The organism is Streptomyces sp. CAU 1734 (assembly GCF_039888735.1).
In the GTDB taxonomy this organism is placed as follows: domain Bacteria; phylum Actinomycetota; class Actinomycetes; order Streptomycetales; family Streptomycetaceae; genus Streptomyces.
The window spans coordinates 371,130-391,073 of record NZ_JBDQQP010000005.1 but is presented as its reverse complement, the minus strand read 5'-3'; the positions used below and the strand labels follow the sequence as shown (position 1 = coordinate 391,073).

22 protein-coding genes are annotated in these 19,944 nt (G+C 71.1%); 12 read left to right on the top strand and 10 right to left on the bottom strand.

What is annotated here, in order from left to right; translation table 11 throughout:
- Positions 1-60: 60 nt before the first annotated feature.
- Both AAFN69_RS12385 and AAFN69_RS12380 read left to right on the top strand, forming a co-directional pair.
- Complete coding sequence (locus AAFN69_RS12385; protein ID WP_347728451.1) at positions 61-2,310, top strand: excinuclease ABC subunit UvrA; 2,250 nt, start codon at positions 61-63, stop codon at positions 2,308-2,310.
- A 250-nt stretch (positions 2,311-2,560) separates the two neighbouring features.
- Positions 2,561-3,535, top strand: a complete 975-nt coding sequence (locus AAFN69_RS12380) for an acyl-ACP desaturase (protein WP_347728450.1) — start codon at positions 2,561-2,563, stop codon at positions 3,533-3,535.
- A gap of 13 nt (positions 3,536-3,548) precedes the next feature.
- Here AAFN69_RS12380 and AAFN69_RS12375 read toward each other — a convergent pair whose 3' ends face one another.
- Positions 3,549-4,940, bottom strand: coding sequence for an SDR family NAD(P)-dependent oxidoreductase (locus AAFN69_RS12375; protein WP_347728537.1), 1,392 nt, complete (start codon positions 4,938-4,940; stop codon positions 3,549-3,551).
- Between the two features lie 131 nt (positions 4,941-5,071).
- Here AAFN69_RS12375 and AAFN69_RS12370 point away from each other — a divergent pair, with 131 nt between their 5' ends.
- The 4 genes from AAFN69_RS12370 to AAFN69_RS12355 all read left to right on the top strand — a co-directional run bounded on the left by AAFN69_RS12370 (position 5,072) and on the right by AAFN69_RS12355 (position 7,894).
- Positions 5,072-5,368, top strand: a complete 297-nt coding sequence (locus tag AAFN69_RS12370; RefSeq protein ID WP_347728449.1) for a hypothetical protein — start codon at positions 5,072-5,074, stop codon at positions 5,366-5,368.
- Positions 5,361-6,602 carry a hypothetical protein gene (locus AAFN69_RS12365; RefSeq protein WP_347728448.1) on the top strand — a complete coding sequence of 414 codons (1,242 nt, stop codon included), beginning with the start codon at positions 5,361-5,363 and terminating at the stop codon, positions 6,600-6,602. Before AAFN69_RS12370 ends, AAFN69_RS12365 begins: the two co-directional genes overlap by 8 nt.
- A gap of 99 nt (positions 6,603-6,701) precedes the next feature.
- Positions 6,702-7,298 (top strand): hypothetical protein, encoded by a 597-nt coding sequence (locus AAFN69_RS12360; protein ID WP_347728446.1) that lies wholly within the window; start codon positions 6,702-6,704, stop codon positions 7,296-7,298.
- Positions 7,295-7,894: a hypothetical protein gene (locus AAFN69_RS12355; RefSeq protein WP_347728445.1), complete on the top strand. Its 600-nt coding sequence runs from the start codon at positions 7,295-7,297 to the stop codon at positions 7,892-7,894. Before AAFN69_RS12360 ends, AAFN69_RS12355 begins: the two co-directional genes overlap by 4 nt.
- A gap of 6 nt (positions 7,895-7,900) precedes the next feature.
- On the opposite strand, the gene AAFN69_RS12350 is transcribed toward AAFN69_RS12355, so the two are convergent.
- From AAFN69_RS12350 to ligD, 3 genes are all read right to left on the bottom strand, one after another.
- A complete protein-coding gene (locus AAFN69_RS12350; RefSeq protein ID WP_347728444.1) occupies positions 7,901-8,158 on the bottom strand; it encodes a WhiB family transcriptional regulator in 258 nt (85 codons plus the stop codon).
- A gap of 72 nt (positions 8,159-8,230) precedes the next feature.
- Positions 8,231-9,022, bottom strand: a complete 792-nt coding sequence (locus AAFN69_RS12345) for a VOC family protein (RefSeq protein ID WP_347728443.1) — start codon at positions 9,020-9,022, stop codon at positions 8,231-8,233.
- Between the two features lie 283 nt (positions 9,023-9,305).
- A complete protein-coding gene (gene ligD, locus AAFN69_RS12340) occupies positions 9,306-10,367 on the bottom strand; it encodes a non-homologous end-joining DNA ligase (RefSeq protein WP_347728442.1) in 1,062 nt (353 codons plus the stop codon).
- A gap of 52 nt (positions 10,368-10,419) precedes the next feature.
- On the opposite strand from ligD, the gene AAFN69_RS12335 reads away from it, so the two are divergent.
- Positions 10,420-11,493, top strand: a complete 1,074-nt coding sequence (locus AAFN69_RS12335) for an ATP-dependent DNA ligase (RefSeq protein WP_347728441.1) — start codon at positions 10,420-10,422, stop codon at positions 11,491-11,493.
- Positions 11,494-11,548: 55 nt separating this feature from the next.
- Here the strand turns inward: AAFN69_RS12335 and AAFN69_RS12330 are convergent, their stop codons facing one another.
- A complete protein-coding gene (locus AAFN69_RS12330; protein ID WP_347728440.1) occupies positions 11,549-12,217 on the bottom strand; it encodes a hypothetical protein in 669 nt (222 codons plus the stop codon).
- A 375-nt stretch (positions 12,218-12,592) separates the two neighbouring features.
- Here AAFN69_RS12330 and AAFN69_RS12325 point away from each other — a divergent pair, with 375 nt between their 5' ends.
- A complete protein-coding gene (locus tag AAFN69_RS12325) occupies positions 12,593-12,850 on the top strand; it encodes a hypothetical protein (RefSeq protein WP_347728439.1) in 258 nt (85 codons plus the stop codon).
- 81 nt (positions 12,851-12,931) lie between these two features.
- Here the strand turns inward: AAFN69_RS12325 and AAFN69_RS12320 are convergent, their stop codons facing one another.
- The 3 genes from AAFN69_RS12320 to AAFN69_RS12310 form a co-directional block, all read right to left on the bottom strand.
- The gene (locus AAFN69_RS12320) at positions 12,932-13,366 is read right to left on the bottom strand and encodes a YchJ family metal-binding protein (protein ID WP_347728438.1); all 435 of its coding nucleotides are present in this window, start codon (positions 13,364-13,366) and stop codon (positions 12,932-12,934) included.
- Between the two features lie 10 nt (positions 13,367-13,376).
- Positions 13,377-13,553, bottom strand: coding sequence for a hypothetical protein (locus AAFN69_RS12315; protein ID WP_347728437.1), 177 nt, complete (start codon positions 13,551-13,553; stop codon positions 13,377-13,379).
- Positions 13,554-14,165: 612 nt separating this feature from the next.
- Positions 14,166-14,846: an isochorismatase family protein gene (locus tag AAFN69_RS12310; RefSeq protein WP_347728436.1), complete on the bottom strand. Its 681-nt coding sequence runs from the start codon at positions 14,844-14,846 to the stop codon at positions 14,166-14,168.
- Positions 14,847-14,892: 46 nt separating this feature from the next.
- Between AAFN69_RS12310 and AAFN69_RS12305 the strand changes: the two genes are divergently transcribed.
- Positions 14,893-16,818 (top strand): M64 family metallopeptidase, encoded by a 1,926-nt coding sequence (locus AAFN69_RS12305; RefSeq protein ID WP_347728435.1) that lies wholly within the window; start codon positions 14,893-14,895, stop codon positions 16,816-16,818.
- A 102-nt stretch (positions 16,819-16,920) separates the two neighbouring features.
- On the opposite strand, the gene AAFN69_RS12300 is transcribed toward AAFN69_RS12305, so the two are convergent.
- Positions 16,921-17,157 carry a DUF397 domain-containing protein gene (locus tag AAFN69_RS12300; protein WP_347728434.1) on the bottom strand — a complete coding sequence of 79 codons (237 nt, stop codon included), beginning with the start codon at positions 17,155-17,157 and terminating at the stop codon, positions 16,921-16,923.
- Positions 17,158-18,018, bottom strand: coding sequence for a helix-turn-helix transcriptional regulator (locus AAFN69_RS12295; RefSeq protein WP_347728433.1), 861 nt, complete (start codon positions 18,016-18,018; stop codon positions 17,158-17,160).
- A 52-nt stretch (positions 18,019-18,070) separates the two neighbouring features.
- On the opposite strand from AAFN69_RS12295, the gene AAFN69_RS12290 reads away from it, so the two are divergent.
- From AAFN69_RS12290 to AAFN69_RS12280, 3 genes are all read left to right on the top strand, one after another.
- Complete coding sequence (locus tag AAFN69_RS12290) at positions 18,071-18,820, top strand: ATP-binding protein (protein ID WP_347728536.1); 750 nt, start codon at positions 18,071-18,073, stop codon at positions 18,818-18,820.
- Positions 18,814-19,233 (top strand): hypothetical protein, encoded by a 420-nt coding sequence (locus AAFN69_RS12285; protein WP_347728432.1) that lies wholly within the window; start codon positions 18,814-18,816, stop codon positions 19,231-19,233. Before AAFN69_RS12290 ends, AAFN69_RS12285 begins: the two co-directional genes overlap by 7 nt.
- Before the next feature lie 87 nt (positions 19,234-19,320).
- The gene (locus AAFN69_RS12280) at positions 19,321-19,614 is read left to right on the top strand and encodes a hypothetical protein (protein WP_347728431.1); all 294 of its coding nucleotides are present in this window, start codon (positions 19,321-19,323) and stop codon (positions 19,612-19,614) included.
- The last annotated feature ends 330 nt before the right edge of the window (positions 19,615-19,944 follow it).

Sequence of the window (19,944 nt, the reverse complement as noted above, 5' to 3'; positions counted from 1 at the left end):
CGTCCGCCGGGCCGTGAATCCCGACAGAAGGTGTCCGGATTCACGGTTAGCGTCGCCGGCATGGATCAGCACATCGTCGTGACAGGTGCCCGCGAGAACAACCTCCGGAATGTCTCCCTCACCATCCCCGGGAACCGGATCACGGTCTTCACCGGGGTCTCCGGCTCCGGGAAGTCCTCACTGGTCTTCGACACCATCGCCGTCGAGTCACAGCGCCAGCTGAACGAGACCTTCAGCTCGTTCGTCAGAAACCGGCTGCCCAAGTACGAGCGCCCGCTCGCCGACGAGATCGACCGGCTCTCGGTGGCGATCGTGGTCGACCAGAAGCCCATCGGCGGCAATGTCCGGTCGACGGTCGGCACGATGACCGACATCCACTCGGTGCTCCGGGTGCTCTTCTCCCGCCACGGCACACCGAGCGCGGGCACGGCGACGGCGTACTCCTTCAACGACCCGTCCGGCATGTGCCCGGCCTGCGACGGGGTGGGCAGGACGGTCCATCTGGACATCGACCGGGCGGTGGACTGGTCGAAGTCGCTCAACGAGGGGGCGCTGCTGCTGCCCGGCCTCTCGGTGGGCAGCTGGGAGTGGAAGCTCTGCGCCGAGTCCGGCCGGTTCGACCCCGATCAGCCGCTCGGTTCCCTCACCCCCGCCGAGCGGGAGCTGCTGCTGCACGGTTCGGACGAGACGGTCCGGGTGGAGGTCGCCTCGGGCTCGTTCGACATGCGGTTCGAGGGGATCGTCGGCAGGTTCACCCGGCTCTTCCTCAAGCGGGACACGGGTCAGCTGTCGGAGCGGCGCAGGGAGGCGTCGAACCGCTTTGTGACACAGCGCCCGTGCGAGGCGTGCGGCGGCGCCCGGCTGAACGAGGCCGCGCTGGCGACCCGGGTGGAGGGGATGAGCATCGCCGATTTCAGCCGGATGGAGGTCGGCGACCTGGTGGAGGTGCTCCGCCGGATCGACGATCCGGTGGCCGGCCCGATCGCCGCGGCGGCGCGGGAACGGCTGGAGCGGCTGGCGGGCATCGGGCTCGGCTATCTCTCCCTCGACCGGGAGACGACCACTCTCTCCGGCGGCGAGGGACAGCGGCTGAAGATGGTGCGCCATCTGGGCAGTTCGCTGACCGGGCTGACCTTTGTCCTCGACGAGCCGAGCGTGGGGCTGCATCCGCGCGATGTGAGCAGGCTCAATGATCTGCTGATCCGGCTCCGGGACCGGGGGAACACCGTCCTGGTGGTGGAGCACGACCCCGATGTGATCGCGATAGCGGACCATGTCGTGGACATGGGCCCGGGGGCGGGCGGCCACGGCGGCCGGATCGTCTACGAGGGCCCGGCGCGGCTGCTGCGGGACGCCGACACCGTCACCGGCCGCTGTCTGCGCCGGCGCACCGCCGTGAAGGAGTCCTTCCGCTCGCCGGCCGGCTGGCTTCCGGTGACCGGGGCCGCGCTGCACAACCTCAAGGGAATCGATGTGCGGTTCCCCACCGGTGTGCTGACGGTGGTCACCGGAGTGGCGGGTTCCGGCAAATCCACCCTGGTCTCGAAGGTGTTCACCGCCGCCCATCCGGAGGCGATCGTGATCGACCAGGGCGCCATCACCGCCTCCGGACGGTCCACCCCGGCCTCCTTCCTCGGGGTGATGGACACCATTCGCACGGTCTTCGCCCGGGAGAACGGGGTCTCCCCCTCGCTCTTCAGCTTCAACTCCGCCGGCGCCTGCGCCGCCTGCGGCGGCCGGGGGGTGATCCACACCGATCTCGCCTTCATGGATCCGGTGACGACCGTCTGCCGGGTGTGCGAGGGGCGGCGCTTCGACGACGGCGTACTGCGGCACCGGGTCCGGGGCAGGTCGATCGCGGACGTACTGGAGATGACGGCGACCCGGGCACTGGACTTCCTCGACACACCCGGCACGGCGCGGAAACTGCGCACGCTCCAGGAGGTCGGGCTCTCCTATCTGACCCTGGGGCAGCCGCTGACCACGCTGTCGGGCGGGGAGCGGCAGCGGCTGAAGCTGGCGACCCAGCTGCACCGGACGGGGAGTGTGTACGTACTCGACGAGCCGACCACCGGGCTGCACATGGCCGATGTGGAGACCCTGACCGGGCTGCTGGACCGGCTGGTGGACGCGGGCAATTCGGTGATCTGCGTCGAGCACAACATGGATGTCGTGAAGCGGGCGGACTGGATCATCGATCTCGGCCCGGACGGCGGCAAGCACGGTGGCGAGCTGGTCTTCGAGGGCACTCCGGCTCAGCTGGCGGCCGACCCGGTGTCGATCACGGCGGAGTATCTGCGGCGCGGGTGACACTCGCGAGTTCTCCGCCCGGCAGACCGGCTGTGTGACCTGTCTCTCCGCACCATCGGGCAAAAGCATAGATATCACCTCTGACCTCCCCATACACCCCCTCAATCCGCTCGATGATCTCCCCGCACAACTCAACGTAACGGGACATCTCACATGGGGGGCTTGGCCCGGTGCTTACGGCGCCCTTAACCTACGGTCTCGTAACCTACGAGTCCGTAGGTATGCAGCCTCTCCGTCCCCAGGAGCACCAGTGACGATCACCTCTCCCCACCTCGGCACGTCGGACGCGTGGACCGACGCCCGGCTGCTGTTCGCGCTGGAGGAGGTCGTGGAGAAGGAACTGAACCGGCACTTCAAGGTCGCCAAGGACTGGATGCCGCACGAGTACGTGCCCTTCGGCGACGGACGGAACTTCCCCGGTTTCTTCGAGGACGGCGAGGCGTGGGACCCGCAGCAGTCCAAGGTCACCGACATAGGGCGGATCGCGCTCGTGGTGAATCTGCTGACCGAGGACAATCTCCCCAGCTACCACCACGAGATCGCCAGCCTCTTCGGCCGTGACGGCGCCTGGGGCACCTGGGTGCACCGCTGGACCGCCGAGGAGGGCAGGCACGGCATCGTGATGCGCGATTACCTGCTCACCTCGCGCGCCGTGGACCCGGACAAGCTGGAGGAGTTCCGGATGTCCCACATGGCGGAGGGCTTCGAGTCCGACAACCGGCACTCCATGCTGCACTCGGTGGCCTATGTGGCCTTCCAGGAGCTCGCCACCCGGGTCTCGCACCGCAACACCGGCCACCAGTCCGGCGACCCCGTCTGCGACCGGATGCTCGCCCGGATCGCCACCGACGAGAACCTGCACATGGTCTTCTACCGGAATCTGCTGGGCGCGGCCTTCGAGCTCGCCCCGGATCTGACGATGGAGGCCGTGCGGGATGTCGTCGTCAACTTCCGGATGCCCGGCCACGGCATCCCCGGCTTCGAGCGGGCCGCGGCGCAGATGGCGATCGGCGAGATCTACAACATGCGCATCCACCACGACGACGTCCTCGCCCCGGTGCTGCGGTTCCTCAAGGTGATGGAGATCGGCGACCTCGGTCCCGAGGGCCTGCGCGCCCAGGAGGAACTGGGTCTCTACATGAACGGCCTGGACGCCGAGGCCGCGAAGTTCGACGAGCGGCTGGCCGCCCGCAAGGCCCGGATGGCGGCGCGCGCGGCCGGCTGACCGGCGTCCCGGCTCACCAGTCGGCCTCGCGGTAGTCCTTGAGGAAGACCCCGGCCACGGGAGACCCGGCCTCGCCGCGCACGATCGGGTCGTAGATCCGGGCGGCACCGTCCACCACGTCCAGTGGCGTACGGGTGCCGTGCGCCGCGATGCGGGCCTTGCGCGGCGCCGGGTTCTCATCGGTGATCCACCCGGTGTCGACGCTGCACATGTGCACACCCTGGCGGGCGAGAGCGCCCGCGCTCGTCCGCGTGAGCATATTGAGCGCCGCCTTCGCCATATTGGTGTGCGGATGGCGCTCCGTCTTGTTGCGCACCGCGAAGCGGCCCTCGACCGCGGACACATTGACGATGTACCGGCGCGGCCGGGGCGAGGCCAGCAGCAGCGGCAGCAGCCGGTCCGCGAGAAGCGCCGGCGCGAGGGCGTTGACCAGCTGGGCCTCCAGCAGCTCCGCGGGGTCGAGCCGCCCCAGCACCGCGGACCAGGAGTTCTCGGCGGCGAGGTCGGGCAGCAGGCCCGCCTCGTCGGTCCGGGCGGCGTACGCGTCCGCGTCCGGCATCGCGACCGCGCCGGCGTCCGGGGGCGCCGTGTCCGCGCGTACGGGGGAGAAGTCCAGACCGCCGCTCGCGATGGCGGCCATCGGGGCATAGCCGGGCGCGGCGATCACGCCCGGGCCCGGGGTCTCCCGCTCACCGGCCGCGAGCAGGGCGTACGCCCCGGGCGGCCGGCGGATGGTCTGCGCGGCGTTGTTCACCAGGATGTCCAGCGGCTCGGCCGCGGCGCGCAGCCGCTCGCAGAGACCGAGCACCTGGCGGGGGTCGCGCAGATCGATGGCGACGACCGTGAGCCGGCCGAACCACCGCTCACTCCCCTCGGCCGCCCGGAAGCGTTTCCTGGCGTCCTCCGGGAACCGGGTGGTGACCAGCACCTCGGCACCGTCGCGGAGCATCATCAGCGCGAGCTGGAAGCCGATCTTCACCCGGCCGCCGGTGAGCAGTACCCGGCGCCCCGTCAGATCGGTGCTCAGCGAGCGGCGCGCGGTGCCGTCGGCCGCGCAGCCGGGGCAGAGCCGGTGGTAGAAGCCGTCGGTGTGCCGGTAGTGCCTCTTGCAGACATAGCAGTGCCGGGGCCGGCTGAACACCCCGGCCCGCCCCGCGCCCTCGGCCAGCGGAGCGTCCTCGCGCCGGTCGAGCGCGCCGGTGGCGGTCCCGGCCGTGATCACCGCGTCGGCTTCGGCCAGCGCGCGCCGCGCGGCCTTGCGCCGCTTGTTCCGGCTCTCCCGGGCGAAGGAGGCCGCGGCCTCCTCACCGCGCCGGCGCGCGGGGTCGTCCAGCGGCAGCGCACGCAACCGCTGGACCATGCGCTCGAATGCGGCCAGCTCATCGCCGCCGACCTGATGGTCCATCATGCTCCACCCCCGAATACTTTCCGATGATCCTAACGATGGCCGGATACGTCAGCATTCGTTTATCGGGCCACCCGTTGGGGTTGCGCGAGCTGTCCGCCCGGGCCGCTCTTCTGCCAGGGTGACGCCCCATGGATCTTCGGGTGGACACCGACGAACTGGCCCGCTTCTCCGCCGCGCTGGAGCGCTCGCTGAGTTCCCTGGCCGAGGCGAGACAGGCCCTGGAGCACGTACGGGCCGACCAGCTCGGCACCGCGGAACTCGACGAGGCGTGCGACGGCTTCCAGGAACGCTGGCGGTACGGGGCGGATCTGCTGCGGGAACGCATCGGCTCCATCCACGACGGGGTGAAGCTGAGCCACCGCGAGTACGCCCGGGTGAACGCGGCGGTCGCGGCGGCGTTCCGGGCGGTGAACCCGGATGGCTGACCACCCCTACCCCCACCTCGGCCTCGACCCGGCCCCGGGCAGCCCTCCGGCGATCGCCGCGCTGCGGACCCGCCTCACCTCGTCCGCCGCGGCCCTCGCCACCGCGCACCGCCTCGTCTCCCGGCTGCTGGGCGAGAGCGCCCACTGGCACGGCGAGGCGGCGGAGGCGTTCCGTACCGCCCTCGACGGCGAGCTGCCGCGCGCCCTCCACGACGCGCACCGGTCGCTCACCAGGGCCGCGGCCGAACTGGGCACCTGGCACGACGACCTCCTGAGCCACCAGGAAACCGCCCGCCGCTACGAATCCCGCGCCGCCCTGGACACCGCGTCCCTCACCCGCGCCCGCACCCACGAGGCCACCCTCCGCACCGCCCCGGACACCCCGGAGCCGGCCCTGCGCGCGGCGGCCGAAGCGGTGGAGTCGGCCCGGGACTCCCTGGCATCGGTCCGCCGCCTGGCCCGCGAACTGGAGGAAACCCACCGCGCGGAGGCGTCCCGCATCGCCAAACGCCTCAACGAGGCGACGGATCGGCTGGCGCCGCGGGAGCCGGGGGTTCTGGACAAGGTTCTGGAGTGGGTGGAGGAGGATCTGGGCGACGTTCTGTCGGATGTATCGGCGATGGCAGGCTTCGCGGCCTTGGTCATCGGGCCGTTCTTCGGCCCGGTCGGTCTGGCTCTGCTCTTCGTCGCGGCAGGCGCGAGCGTCGGCGCACTGTCCTTGCATCTGACGGATTCACAGGTGCGGAAGTCGCTCCGGGACGGATTCACCAAGGGCGAGTTCGACTCCGACTTCTGGGACAGCACGGTCACCGTCACGGGTGATGCCCTCGGATCGGTACCCGGGCTGGCAGCCGTCGCCCAGGGCGCGAAGTCGGCAACGGTGGCGGTTCGGACCGCACAAGGCATGGCGGATTCGGGAGGTCTCGCCATGGCACACGCCGGCGCGCAGGGTTTCAGAAGCGGCGCGGTCAGCGCGATGGACGAGATGCGCCAGGTGGAGAATCCACTCACCACCTGGGCACTGCAGCGAACCTCCGACACGGTGCAGAAGTCGGTGAAGATCGCGTTCCCGGCAGCGGGCGCCGCGACGGCCGGCAGCAACTACGGCCCCTGGAGTGACAACGAGACGGTGAACGACGCGGGGACTGCCACCGATGGCGTGCGCGCGGTTCTCGACGATGCACCCGGTTCAGCCGCGAAGGCGGCGCATGTGTGGACAGCGATCGGCCGCTGAAACGAACTGCGAGGAACAGTGAAACCAACCTCCGTCCCACCGATCTGGTTCCGCCTTCCGCCCGGATACCACCCTCTCGATGCCCTTGAGTTCGACTCCATGGAGCTGTCGTCCTCGGAGGTCCTGAGGCACTTATCCGACGACACCAGTACCGTCGAATCAAATATTCGCACACTTCGTACGGCGATCAGCCTTCTCAGAGAACTCCGCAGTGCCGGCACAGTGCACAATGCCATCGGATTCCATTCCGATGACTCTCTCGGCGTGTCTGTTTCACTCTTCTCGCTGACCGTTGCCGCCACGCCGGCGCGGGCACCGGGGTTCGCAGCCGCTCAATGCGTGCTGGCGCAGACCGGCTCCCCGCTCTGGAGCAGCAACTCGGGCCGTCTGCTCACACATCCGAGCGGGGCTTCCATGACTCTCGTGTCAGGGACACTGGCGCCCCGGCCGCGCGCATCGCTCGCAACCGCGGGCATCACCTCAGCTCCCTGCGCCGTCTTCCAGGCCAGGCTCACCATGCCCAGCCCCACCCGGGAACACATCGCCGTGGCCGATCTCACCAGCGCGGCCACCGGGCACGCGGAGGCATACACATCCATCCTCGAAGGCATCGCACGGACCATGAGTTTCTCCGATCCGGAGAATTCACCGGAGCCTGTGCGGAGAACCTCTCGAATCCGGGAACTCTTCTCATGAATCCAGATCAGGAACCGCCTTCCACCGCGGCCCTCGCCCACCCTCCCACGTCGCTTGGCCACCGGAAACTGGTTCTGCGGCGGCGGGTGTTGTTCGCCGCGAATCTTGCCGCAGGTGTGGCCTTCGGGTATTGGGTAATGGGCCAGCCCTCGTCACGATGGGCCGGAGCTCTTCTCATTACTCTCACCTGCTACACACCTTGCCTCTTCGTCGCAGGTCTTGCCCTTTCCAGGACGAGACGGGTCGCGAGGATCCTCTCCGTCTATGAGTGGCGCGCCTACCCGGTTTCTCATCAGCAGCGCTCACCGGACAGCCCCCGAGTCATCACCGTGCGATTCGCCGAGGAGAGCACGCTCAATTTCCGTGTCACGCTGCACTCCGGAAATCTCGCACGGAAACAGAACACCACCCCCCACATGATCTGGTTCGCCGGAGACCCCCGGTACGGCGGTGTCGTATCCCCCGTGGGAGGACACTTCCCCGTCCGCGTCGTCCCGGAGTCACCCAGATCGGCCGTCCCCCGCGGAACACCCGAACAGGACGCTCTCGCCGAGCGGGCGGAACTCGTCCGGCGCGGGAAGGTCCGGACGACATGAACCCGCTCAGGCCCGCCCCCGCTTCATCCGGTCCCGCTCCTTCTCCGACGTACCGCCCCACACCCCGAACCGCTCGTCGTTCGTCAGCGCGTACTCCAGGCACTGCACCCGCCCCTCGCAGGCCCCGCACAGCTGCTTCGCCTCCCTGGTCGAGGAGCCGGGGGCCGGGAAGAAGAAGTCGGGGCCCGTCTGGGCGCAGAGGGCTGTCTCCCGCCAGGAGAGGTCGTCGTCGGTGGCCTTGGTGAGCGTGGTGTTCATCGGCATGGGGAAACTGTCTCTCCTGCCGATAAACACCACATCAATGAAGGATCAACAGCTTCTCCGCGCGCCCCGCGCTCAGCCGCTCCGCTGCGCGCCCTGCATCACCGCGAACCTCGCTCCGGCGGGGTCCGCCAGTTTCGCGAAGCGGCCCACGCCCTCCAGGTCGACCGGGTCCATGCGGACGGTGCCGCCGAGGTCGCGGGTCTTCGCGACGGTCGCGTCGCAGTCGGTGACCTCGAAGTAGGGCAGCCAGTACGCGGTGGTCTCCGACGGGTCCGTGCCCAGGGGGGCGATGCCGCCGAACATCGCGTCCACGCCCAGCTCCGCGGGGTGCGTCATCGTGTACTCGCCCGAGCCGTCCGGGAAGGGCATGGACGACGTGCCCCAGCCGAAGACCTTGGTGTAGAAGGCGAGGCTCGTGTCCTGGTCCGGGGTGCAGAGCTCCAGCCAGCAGAGCGAGCCGGGGTCGTTCACGATGTCCAGGCCCTTGGTGCGGCCCGGCTGCCAGGTGGAGAAGGCGATGCCCGAGGGGTCGGTGAAGACCGCCATGCGGCCGAGGTCGAAAACGTCCATCGGGTCGAAGAGGACCGTGCCGCCGCCCTGCCGCACCGCCTCGGCCGTGGCATCCGCGTCCGGGGACTGGAAGTAGATGTTCCAGGCGGGCGGGCCCTGGTCGGGGGGTACGGTCATGCCGCCGGCCGCTGTTCCGCCGTCCAGCTTGAACATTCCGTAGCCGCCGGCCTCGGGGCCCGCGGACTGGAAGGACCAGCCGAACAGACCGCCGTAGAACCGGTCCGCCGCTTCGATGTCGGGTGAGCCGAGGTCGAGCCAGTTCGGGGAACCTTTGACGAAACGGGTGGTGAGCATGGAACACCCCTCTGTGACATGTCATGACATTCCGCCACATTCTCGTTCCCGAGTCTGCTACCGAACCCCTGGGCCCGCATCCGATGCGGGCCCTGCCTGTTCGTGCAGGCGAAGCCGTACACCGAGTGGGGCGTACTGGATCTGCGGGCGCTGTAGCTCCCGGCGGGCGGTCAGCCGGTCCGGGCCCCCCGGCGCCGGTTCCTTCGCCGCGACCCGCACCGTCCGGCCGCGGCGAAGGGGCCGGACGGTGCGGGTCGCGGCCGGGGCCGCTTCCGAGGGGTGTTCAGTCCTTCCCGCCGGCGGTCCGGTCCGCCGGCGGGGAGGGCTCTCCGCCCCGGGGCTCCTCACGGGCCCGGCTCGGCTGGACGCGCTTGGGTTCGCCCGGCATCTTCGGGTGGTCCGGGGGATACGGCAGATCGCCGAGGCCGTGGTCCGCCTCGTCGCGGCGGGCCACCTCCAACAGGGTCTCCAGGCTGAAGCGCCGGTCGTCCATGTCCGCGTGGACATCGCCCAGCCGGGCGTAGCGGGCGGGCATGGTCCGGATGTCGAAGTCCTCCGGGACCGCGTCGTCGATCTCCTCCCACCGCAGGGGCGCGGAGACCGGGGCATGCGGCCGGGGGCGGACGGAGTAGGCGGAGGCGATGGTGCGGTCCCGGGCGGTCTGGTTGTAGTCGACGAAGATCCGCTCACCGCGCTCCTCCTTCCACCACTTGATGGTCACCCGGTCGGGCATCCGGCGCTCCAGCTGCCGCCCGCAGGCGATGGCCGCCCGGCGCACCTGGGTGAAGGTCCAGCGCGGTTCGATCGGGACGAAGACATGGATGCCCCGGCCGCCGGAGGTCTTGGGCCAGCCCCGGAGGCCGGCCTCCTCCAGGACGGCGCGCAGTTCGTGCGCGGCGCGGACCGCGTCCGCGTAGTCGGTGCCGGGCTGGGGGTCCAGGTCGATGCGGAGCTCGTCCGGATGGTCGGTGTCGTCCCGGCGCACCGGCCAGGGGTGGAAGGTGACGGCGCCGAGGTTGGCCGCCCAGACCACGGCGGCGGGTTCGGTCGGGCACATCTCGTCGGCGGACCGGCCGCTGGGGAAGGTGATGTGGGCGGTGGGGATCCAGTCGGGAAGGTACTTGGGCGCCCGCTTCTGGAAGAAGGACTCGCCGGTCACCCCGTCGGGGTAGCGCTCCAGGGTGGTGGGGCGGTCGCGCAGGGCGCGGGTGATGCCCTCGCCGACGGCGAGGTAGTAGCCGACCATGTCGAGCTTGGTGTAGCCGGGCCCCGGGAAGTAGATCTTGTCGGGATTGGAGACGCGCACGGTCCGCCCGCCCACTTCCAGTTCCACCGCTCCGGCCATGTGCGTCAGCGTATGCCGTGCCGACATTCACCGCATACCGGACAATCGCTCTATGGATCTGCCGGTGATGCCACCCGTGAAACCGATGCTCGCCAAATCCGTGAAGAAGATCCCGCCCGGCATGCAGTACGAGGCCAAGTGGGACGGCTTCCGGGCGATCGTGCACCGGGACGGCGCGGAGGTGGTGCTCGGATCCAGGACCGGCAAGCCGCTCACCAGGTACTTTCCGGAGCTGGTCACCGAACTGCGCGACGCGCTGCCCGAGCGGTGCGTGGTGGACGGGGAGATCGTCATCGCCCATGAGGGCCGGCTGGACTTCGACCGGCTGAGCGAGCGCATCCACCCGGCCGATTCCCGGGTACGGATGCTGGCGGAGCGGACCCCGGCCAGTTTCATCGCCTTCGATCTGCTGGCACTCGGGAACCGGTCACTGCTGGACGCCCCGCTGGCCGAACGGCGGTCGCTGCTGACCGGGGCCCTGAGGGAGGTCCGGCCGCCCGTGCATCTCGCCCCCGCCACCACCGATCCGGAGCTGGCCCGGGAGTGGTTCGAGCGGTACGAGGGCGCGGGGCTGGACGGGATCGTCGCCAAGCCGCTGGATCTGCCGTACCGGCCGGACGCCCGGCTGATGTTCAAGATCAAGCACGAGCGGACGGCGGATGTGGTGGTGGCCGGATACCGCTTCCACAAGAGCGGGCCGGTGCTCGGCTCGCTCCTGCTGGGGCTGTACGACGGTTCGGGCGCGCTCCAGCATGTCGGTGTCTGCGCGGCCTTTCCCATGAAGCGGCGCGAGGAGCTGATCGCGGAGCTGGAACCGCTGCGGATGGAGTCGGCCGAGGGCCACCCCTGGGCCTCTTGGGCGCGGGAGAGCGCGCACGAGGGGGCCCGGCTGCCCGGGGCGCCGAGCCGCTGGACGGGGAAGAAGGATCTTTCCTGGGTGGCGCTGCGCCCCGAGCGGGTGGCCGAGGTGGCGTACGACCACATGGAGGGCGACAGATTCCGGCACACCGCGCAGTTCCGCCGCTGGCGCCCCGACCGGGAACCGGCCGGGTGCACCTATGAACAGCTGGAGCGGCCGGTGCGGTTCGATCTGGCCGATGTGCTGCGCGCGCCCGGGCAGGGGTGAGCGGGGCCGCGGGCGGGTGGCGGTTCCGGGCCGGGTGGCGATTCCGGGGCGGCCGTCAGGAGACGGTCCGGACGTCGAAGGGGAACTGCGCCTCGCGCTCGCCGCCGAAGCAGTGGACGGCATGGCGGCGCATCCGGCGGCCGTAGACCGGATCGTCCGTCAGCGCCGAGTACACCTCGAAGTCGAGATCGAGGACGCCGGCGGTGTCCGCCGCGTAGACGTCGAAGCCCGGGTACATCAGGCCCACATAGGGGAGATCGTCGAAGTCGAGCGCCAGTACCGGGTATTCGCCCAGCTCGTCCGGCTCGGTGACGGCGAGGAGGCGGCGGGAGTCCGAGCCGCCCGGGAGCAGGAAGCACTCGGGGAACCGGTCCGCGAAGAGCGCGAACTCCCCGGCCCACATGTCGCCGTACTCGTCGCCCACCAGGTCGGGAAGGGAGCGCGGGGCGAAGTCGCCGTCCGGGGTGAACCAGTCGTGGCGGGCGAACAGGCTGGTGTCGAAGGCCAGCCAGGCCCGCAGGCTCGGTGACACCGGCCGGCCCGACGGGAACCGCGCCGCGGCCAGCCGCTCCCCGGGCATCGGCGCCGGTGTCCCGCCGGCGACCCAGGGCACCTGCCGGTACTCCAGCGCCGATGCGCCCGGGTCCCGCCGCACCCGCTCGATGACCCGCTCCGTCAGCGCCGTGCCGTGCGCGGCGGCGCCCTCCGCTCCGTCTGTCTGCATACGGCGCAATGTAGTGGCCGCCACTGACAGCGCGGCATGGGCCTCCGGTCTGCCCGGGGCCGCGAAGCGCCCGGCATCGGGGGCGACTTGGCCGGTTCGTCCCGTTGCCGACGGGGTGTGATCGCCGCCTCTGTATTCCCTCTTGCGCAGTTGAGTGATCGATTCGGGTGAGTGCGTGGCGTTCGCGTAAGGTATGTCGCCAGTGCTGCCGGAGGCCGGGGTGGAGCGAGCCGGGAAACCGGTGGAGCCGTCCGCGTCCGGCCGCCCCGCCGGGAAGCCCCGCAGCCGTACGCGGAGACATCTCCGCCGCGCGGGATGGCGCGGGCCCTGCCGGGTTCCGGCAGCCCGATAGAGCAGAAGAGAAGGACAGACGCCGTGACCACCTCCCCTCTCGTACCCGTACCGATCCCCGACCGAGTGGCCGTGCTGATCGGATCCTGCATGCCGGCACATGTGCTGCGCGCCGAGATCGAGGCGGAGTGCGCCGTGCGCGAGGTGTGGCGGTTCCGGGGGCCGCTCTGCCATGAGGACCGGGCGGACCGGGAGCATGCCCTCGCGGCGCTGGCGCGGGCGAACAAGGTGCTCGCGGCGTACCACCCGCGCCTGGTGATCGGGCCCGGCCGCACCTGCTGACGCCCGCCCGGGTCCCGGCCGCACCTGCTGACGCACCGCCCCGGGCCACCGGGTCCAGCCCCCGCCCCCGCCCGGACCGGCTCACTCGATGAAGGTGCCGTCCACATACACCCACGCGCCGGCGTCCCGGGCGAATCTGCTGTGCTCGTACAGCTCGCCCCGGTTGCCGTGATGGCGGTAGCGGGCCCGGAAGGTGACCGTCCCCGTGGTGTGGAAGGCCGTGCCGTCCACCGCGTCCACGATCTCCAGACCGCTCCAGCGGAGTCCCGGATCGAGCTCCAGCGACGGCGGCCTGGTCGAGGGGTGCCAGGTGCGCAGCAGATAGGGGGTGTCGTGGGTGACGAAGGCGCTGTAGCGGGAGCGCATCAGCAGTTCCGCGCTGGGTGCGGCCGCCTCACCCGTGTGGAAGCGCCCGCAGCAGGCGCCAAAGGCGGCGGGAAGCCCGCAGGGGCAGGGTGAGAGGGGGGTGAGGGCATCGGCGGAGGCGCGCCGGAGACGGGGAGTGCGTCGGGACATGACTCCATTTTCATTCATTTCCGGCCAGTGATCGCACGGGCTTCCCCGGCCGGGTCCGCAGCAGGATCGCGGCACAGGCCGGCAGGGCCCGTACGGCGACCCCGGCCGGCAGCAGCATCGCACCCCGGACGGCCGCCGCGTCGCCCGCCGTACCGCCCAGGGCGGCGCCGAGCAGGGCGCCGGTCACCGCCGCGCCGGTGCAGTGTGCGGGTGCCGCACTCCGGGGTGCCGGCCGCCGTCACAAAGGGTCTCGACCGACTCGTGGTTCCCCCGGAACCCGGCCTCGGCGTCGGCACCTGCTCCACATCGACGAAGTCAGCGCCCGGAACGGGGCAGTTCGCGTATCCGGCCGAAGAGGGCGCGTTTCCCGTCGTGCGGCGGATGGGTGGATGGCCGGGCCCGAGACCACCGCGCCGCAGGGCCCGCCGGTCGGCGGACCGGTCAGATCGCCGATCAGGACGGTGACCCGGCTGCCGGCCGTGAAGCGCGGAACCGCCTTGGCCGGCATGGCCGGCGAGTGGTCCACCAGGGTGAGCTCGGCGGACGGCACCGCCCGCGGCACGGCCGCGCCCAGCAGCCCGGCGCCCGCGCCGGGATCCAGCACCCGGCTGCCGGCCGTGTCGTTCTCCATGGCGGTGGCGGCCACGGTGTCGGGGGCGCTGCGGTACAGCAGATCGCGGGAAGGGATCAGCCGGCACGCGTGTCACCAGGAGAAACAGGCCCAGTCGGACAAATTTCGAGGGGTGTGCGGAGTGGACGGCGCCACCGCCGGAAACGCGCCAAGGGAGCTGAGCGCGGTTCAGCCGGTCCCCCCATTCCGGCGCGGGCCCGGCGGGCGTGTGAAGGAGACCCCCTCCGCGCTCCGCACCAGCTCCGGGTCGGAGCCCAGCGCGTGTTCGGCGACCCGGGAGACCACGGCGGCGGGGATGTCGTCCAGGCCGTAGGTGCCGTGGGCGTCGTGGGGCAGTACGACCTCCAGTCCGTACTCCAGCGCACCGAACACCGTGGCGCTCACACACATCTCGGAGAGGACGCCGGCGATCACCACCCGCCCGACGCCCCGGCCCGCGAGCAGTCCGCCCAGCGGTGTTCCGCTGAAGCCGTCGTCGTCGTTCTTGGGCACGATGAACTCCTCGGCGGATTCGGCCACCGGGAGATACAGCTCCCAGCCGGGGGTGCCGGGCTCGTCCGGGGCTCCCGGCTCGCCGTCGTTGCGCAGATGCGCCACCAGGGCGCCGGCCTCCCGCGCGGCGCCGAGCAGCAGGGCGATCCGGCCGGCGACGCGCTCCGCGTCCGGCACGGCGTCCGCGCCGGAGAGAAAAGCCGTCTGGGCGTCGACCACGATCAGCGCCTGCGCCGGGGCGCCGGCCGTCTCCCGCCGGGGTGCGGAGTGCCAGATCCCGTGCCGCACAAAGCCGGCCGTGCCGCCCTCTTCGGCGTCCTCCGCCGGGGGCGCCCCGGCCCCGTGCCCAGCGGCCACTTTCACACCTTTCCGCCCTGTCGCACCACGGCTACGCTCCGGGGCCATGACGTCTTCCGGTACAAGACCCAGAAGATTATCGCTGCTCACCACCGTGAGCGCACTGCTGGCCGGATCCCTGCTGGGCACCGCTCCCCTCGCCACCGCGGGGGAGGAGACCGGCCGGGCGGACGGGCCCGCCGGCGTCGTCGTCCCCGTGCAGACCACGGGACCCGCCGCCGCGCGCTTCAATCTGATCGTGCTGGGCGACGGCTACACCGCCGCCGAAATGCCGGATTTCCGGGCCGACATGGAACGTCATCTCCGGGTGCTCTGGTCCATCGAGCCGTTCGCCTCCTACCGTTCGTACATCAATGTGTGGGCGGTGGAGACCCCGTCACCCGAATCCGGTGTCGACTGCGATCCGGCGCTCGACTCGCCGCGCCGCGACACCCCTCTCGACATGGGCTTCTGGGGCCGCTGCACCCCCGGCTCCGTACAGCGGGCACTCCAGGCGGACACCGCGGCGGCGCGGTCGCTCGCCGCGCTGGTCCCCGGCGCGACCGGCGCCAATCAGCAGATCCTGGCGCTCGCCAACAGCGACACCTACGGCGGCACGGGCGGCGGCGTGGCGACCGCCTCCGGCAGCAACCCCGTCTCGCCGCTCATCACCCCGCACGAGCTGGGCCACACCCTCGGCGGTCTCCAGGACGAGTACGACTACTACGGGCGCGGCGTCCCCGGCGCCCCCTACACCGGGGCGGAGCCCGCCTCGGCCCATCACACCCTTCTCACCGGGGAGGAGATGGCGCACCGGCGCGTCAAGTGGTGGCGCTGGCTGGGCGAGCGCAGCGAGTCCGGCGGGGTGATCGGGCGGTACGAGGGCGGCCTCTACAGCGCGCGCGGGGTCTGGCGGCCCAGCAAGCACTCGATCATGAAGACGCTGGGGTATGCCTTCGACCAGGTCGGGCGCGAGGTGATGGTGCGGAGGATCGCCGAGCGGGTGAATCTCGTGCAGGGCCACACCCCCGACACCGTTCCGATCGGTGACGACCGCGATGTGTGGGTGGACACCCTCCATCCCGGCGGCGGCGAACTCTCCGTCGTCTGGCGGATCAACGGCCGCCCGGTGCGGCACCCGGCGGGCGCCCGCTTTCTGGATCCGCGCCGGCTGAAGCTGCCGCCCGGCCGGCACACCCTCACCGCGACCGTCAGCGACCCCACCCCCTTCGTCCGCGATCCGGCGATCCGCGGCAGCGCGGCCCTCACCCGCACGATCACCTGGACCGTCGATCCGTCCCTGCCCGGCGCGCCGCCCTCGCGGGAGGAGGCACCGGCCGTCTTCACCACCCATACGGACACCGCCGCCCCGGTGGGCCGGACTGCGGTGGTGTACGCGGACACCACCCATCCCGGTGCTCGCACCCCGGCCGTGCGCTGGGCCGTCGGCGGACGCCCGGTGGCCAACCCGGGCAATGACCGCGATCTCGATCTGCGCCGGCTGCGGCTCGGTCCCGGCACCCACCGGCTCACCGCCCGGATCGCGGGTACGGACACATCGCTGGCCTGGACCGTGGACGCGACCGCGCCGGTGGCCCGGCACGAGGTGTCGCCGCCGCTGCGGACGGTGCGGCGGCCCGGCCGCCCGGTGGAGTACGTCCACGACGGCCCGTTCACCATGCGGCTGACCGCCCGGGACGACCGGCCGGGCGGGGTGGTGACGGAATTCCGGGTCGACGGCGACGGCTGGCAGACGTACTACGGCTGGCCGACCGACGCGAACGCGCCCTACCTCTTCACTCCGGGCGGTACCGTCATCGACGGTCTGGTGTACGGAAAGCTCGGCACCCATCGCGCGGTGCCCTGGGACGACGCGACTCCCGATTTCGGCACCCACACCATCGAGTACCGGAGCGTGGACGCGGCGGGCAATGTCTCGCGGCCGCGTTCCTTCCTGGCCACTCTGGTGCCGCCCCGCCCCTTCGCGCGCTGATCGCGGCGCGGCGGGAGCGGGTCCGGCGCACGGCGCGGGCGTGCGGGGCCGGGGCACCGGCCGGGCCTCGCACGAGCCCTGGGCGGCCCCCTCGGGGAGCCCTCAGGTGAGGAGGAAGTCCGCCTGCCCGGACTTCGCTCCCTGGATGAACGCGGCGATCTCACTCGGTGTGTAGATGAGCGCGGGACCCCCCGGATCGGCCGACTGACGCACCGCCACCCGCCCGTCGGCGAGCTTCATGGTCTCGAAGCAGTTGCCGCCGTTCCCGCCGCTCCACGGCTTGTGCCAGCCGACATCACCGAGGTCGGTGGCGGGCATGCCGTTGTATATGTGGTCCATTCACAGCTCCTTGCGGAGACCCCGGAGGATCTCCTTCGTGCGTTGTGCAGTCGCGGCCTGGGCCGCCATGCGGTCCAGAACCTCCAGATGCGAGGCGACCTCGGGGCGCGCGTCGAGATAGACCGCGCCGGTCAGATACTCGCTGTAGACCATGTCCGGGAGCTCGGGGACAGCGAAACGGAACAGCACGAACGGCCCGTAGGTGCCGGGGTGGTGTCCGGACGCGAACTCCGCGATCTGGAGAGTGACATGAGGCAGCTCGGCGCCCTGGAGCAGCCGGTCGATCTGCCCCTTCATCACCGCGGGGCTGCCGACGGGTCTGCGGAACACCGTCTCGTCCATGATCACCCACAGCCGGGGCGAATCGGGCTGGGTGAGCAGCGCCTGGCGCTCCATCCGCAGCGCCACATGGCGCTCGATGTCCTCCGGGTCGGTCTGCCCGACGGCACCGCTGAGCATGATCGCTCGCGCGTACTCCTCCGTCTGGAGCAGACCGGGCACGAAGTGGGGCTCATAGGCGCGGATCAGGCTCGCCGCGCCCTCCAGGCTGACGTACATGCTGAACCAGCCCGGCAGGACATCGTGGAACCGCTGCCACCAGCCCGGTTTGTTCGCCTCCTCGGCCAGCTCGATGAAGCCGCGCGCCTCGTCGTCACTGATCCCGTACGCACCCAGGAGCAACTGGACATACGGGATCTTCAACGCGACCTCGGCGGTCTCCATTCGGCGAATGGTTCCCGCGGCCACGCGAAGTACCTTGGCGGCTTCCTCACGCTTGAGTCCGGCCCGCTCCCGCAGATCCTGCAGGCGCTTGCCGAGGACGACCTGCCCCACGGTGGGGGCGGACCGCGGTTCACTCACTTCGAGACCTCCCCACGTGCTGTTGCGAGCAGTCTGCCACGCGCCCGCAACGATGAATATGCCCACTCTGGAAATTTCAGAGTGGCCCTTGCCAAGTTGTCCATTTCAGGGCGACAGTGTTCGGGTGAACCGTGACGCGCTCCACGCCCCACTCCTGGACCCGTGCTCGGGTGTCGACCACCATCGGTACGGCTTCGAGCTACCGGCGCGCGTCGAATGTGTGTCAAGAGCACGGAAGCTTGCCCAAGACCGGCTCCTGTGCTGGGGCATCGGCGAGGACGTCACGGACACGGCACTGCTGATCGTCTCCGAACTGGTGACCAACGCCGTGGTGCACAGCGGCAGCCATCTGATCTTCTGTGAGCTGTGGAACGGCGTGGGGCAGTTGCGGATCAGCGTCCGGGACCAGGGCTGCGCGCCGACCGGACCGCATGTCTGCCAGACCAAGGCGGCGGCGGAGCGCGGCCGGGGGCTGCTGCTGGTGGAGGCGGTCTCCAGCGCCTGGGGGGCCCATGCCGTCCAGCGGGGTTCGGGGCGGATCGTCTGGGCGGAAGTGGCTCATACGGACGGTCCCTACGGGGCGCACTTCCCCGGAGTGGACTTCGTCCGGGACGGGTCGGCCGGCTTCACCGACCGGTCCGAGCACACGGACCCGGACCGGAGCGGGGAGTCCGCGGGCCGGTCCCGCCCGGACCGCCCGGCCGGGCCGGATCCCTCCCTGGCGCATGCGGGCCGGGGCGAACGGCCGCGTACCGAGGTCGTGCGCGTCGACCACTCGCGCCGGGTGGAGCGGCGATGGTGAGCCGGGTGGCACCACTGCTGCACTGGAGCGGCCGGCGCAACGACCGGGGCCGGCTGATCCGGTTGGAGCCGCCGCCCTCGATCGTCCCGGCGCTGGGCTGTGACGCGGTGGGCATGCCCGCACGCCACGGATTCCGGTTGCTGGCCGGGCTGCCGCGGAACGGCTGTGTCTTCGCGGACGCCGACTGGTGGTGGTGGATGGTACCGGCCGGTTCCGACCAGGAACTGACCTGGCCTCTGCCGAGTCACTACGCGGAAGGAGCGGATGTACCGGGGACCGAACCCCAGTTGATCCACTGGCCGGATGACCGTTGTCCTTACACACCACCAATTCCGCTTTATCTGCTGGCCTGCCAGCTGACCGGCACGGCTCCGCTGTGGACGGCCGGTGTCGGCCGGCATGCGGGGGCCTGATCCGCCATGACGGCGACGGCTGAGCGGACCATCCCGGCGACCGGCACCGGCGGTCCGGCGGAGCCCCGCACGGATAGTCTGCCGGGCATGTCGGAAGCCGATCAGGGCCCGGAGCGACCCGGGCTCACACCACGTCAGGCACGTCACATCCGTATCGCGCTCTCCGCGGTCATCATGATCGCGGTGGGACTGGCACTCGTCCTGAGACTCGACACCACCCACTCGGTACTGACGCTCGGCTTCTACGGCATCGCGCTGACCCTCTCCGGCAGCGCGCTGATCCTGAGCAAGCACGGGCGCACCAGGGTGGCGACGGCGGTCCTGGGGTCGTGTGTCGGGCTCGCGGTCGCCGCGGAGTGGGCAGTCGCGTCGCTTCGCTGACACGACTGCCGCGGTGGACACGAGCGGGGGGAACGGCGGGAGTCGGGGGACTCCGGCCCACGGGGGAATGGGGAGGGGGGAGAGATCGGAACCCGCGCGGGGGAAGCCGGGTAACGGTCTCGGACAGCCGGCCGGCGGCCGGTCACCGACGGGGGTGACCGCCGCCGGCCGCGCTGCGTCCGGGGGCGCGGACGGGGCTCGTCTCCCGCTGCGGGGCGGGTGGATCGCCCCTGGACCGGCGGGCCGGCCCCGCTCAGGTGTCCCGCCCTCCGGTCACGGAGCGGCGGGCCGAACCGGGAGGACAGGCTCCCCGGAGCCGCAGCGGGCGGC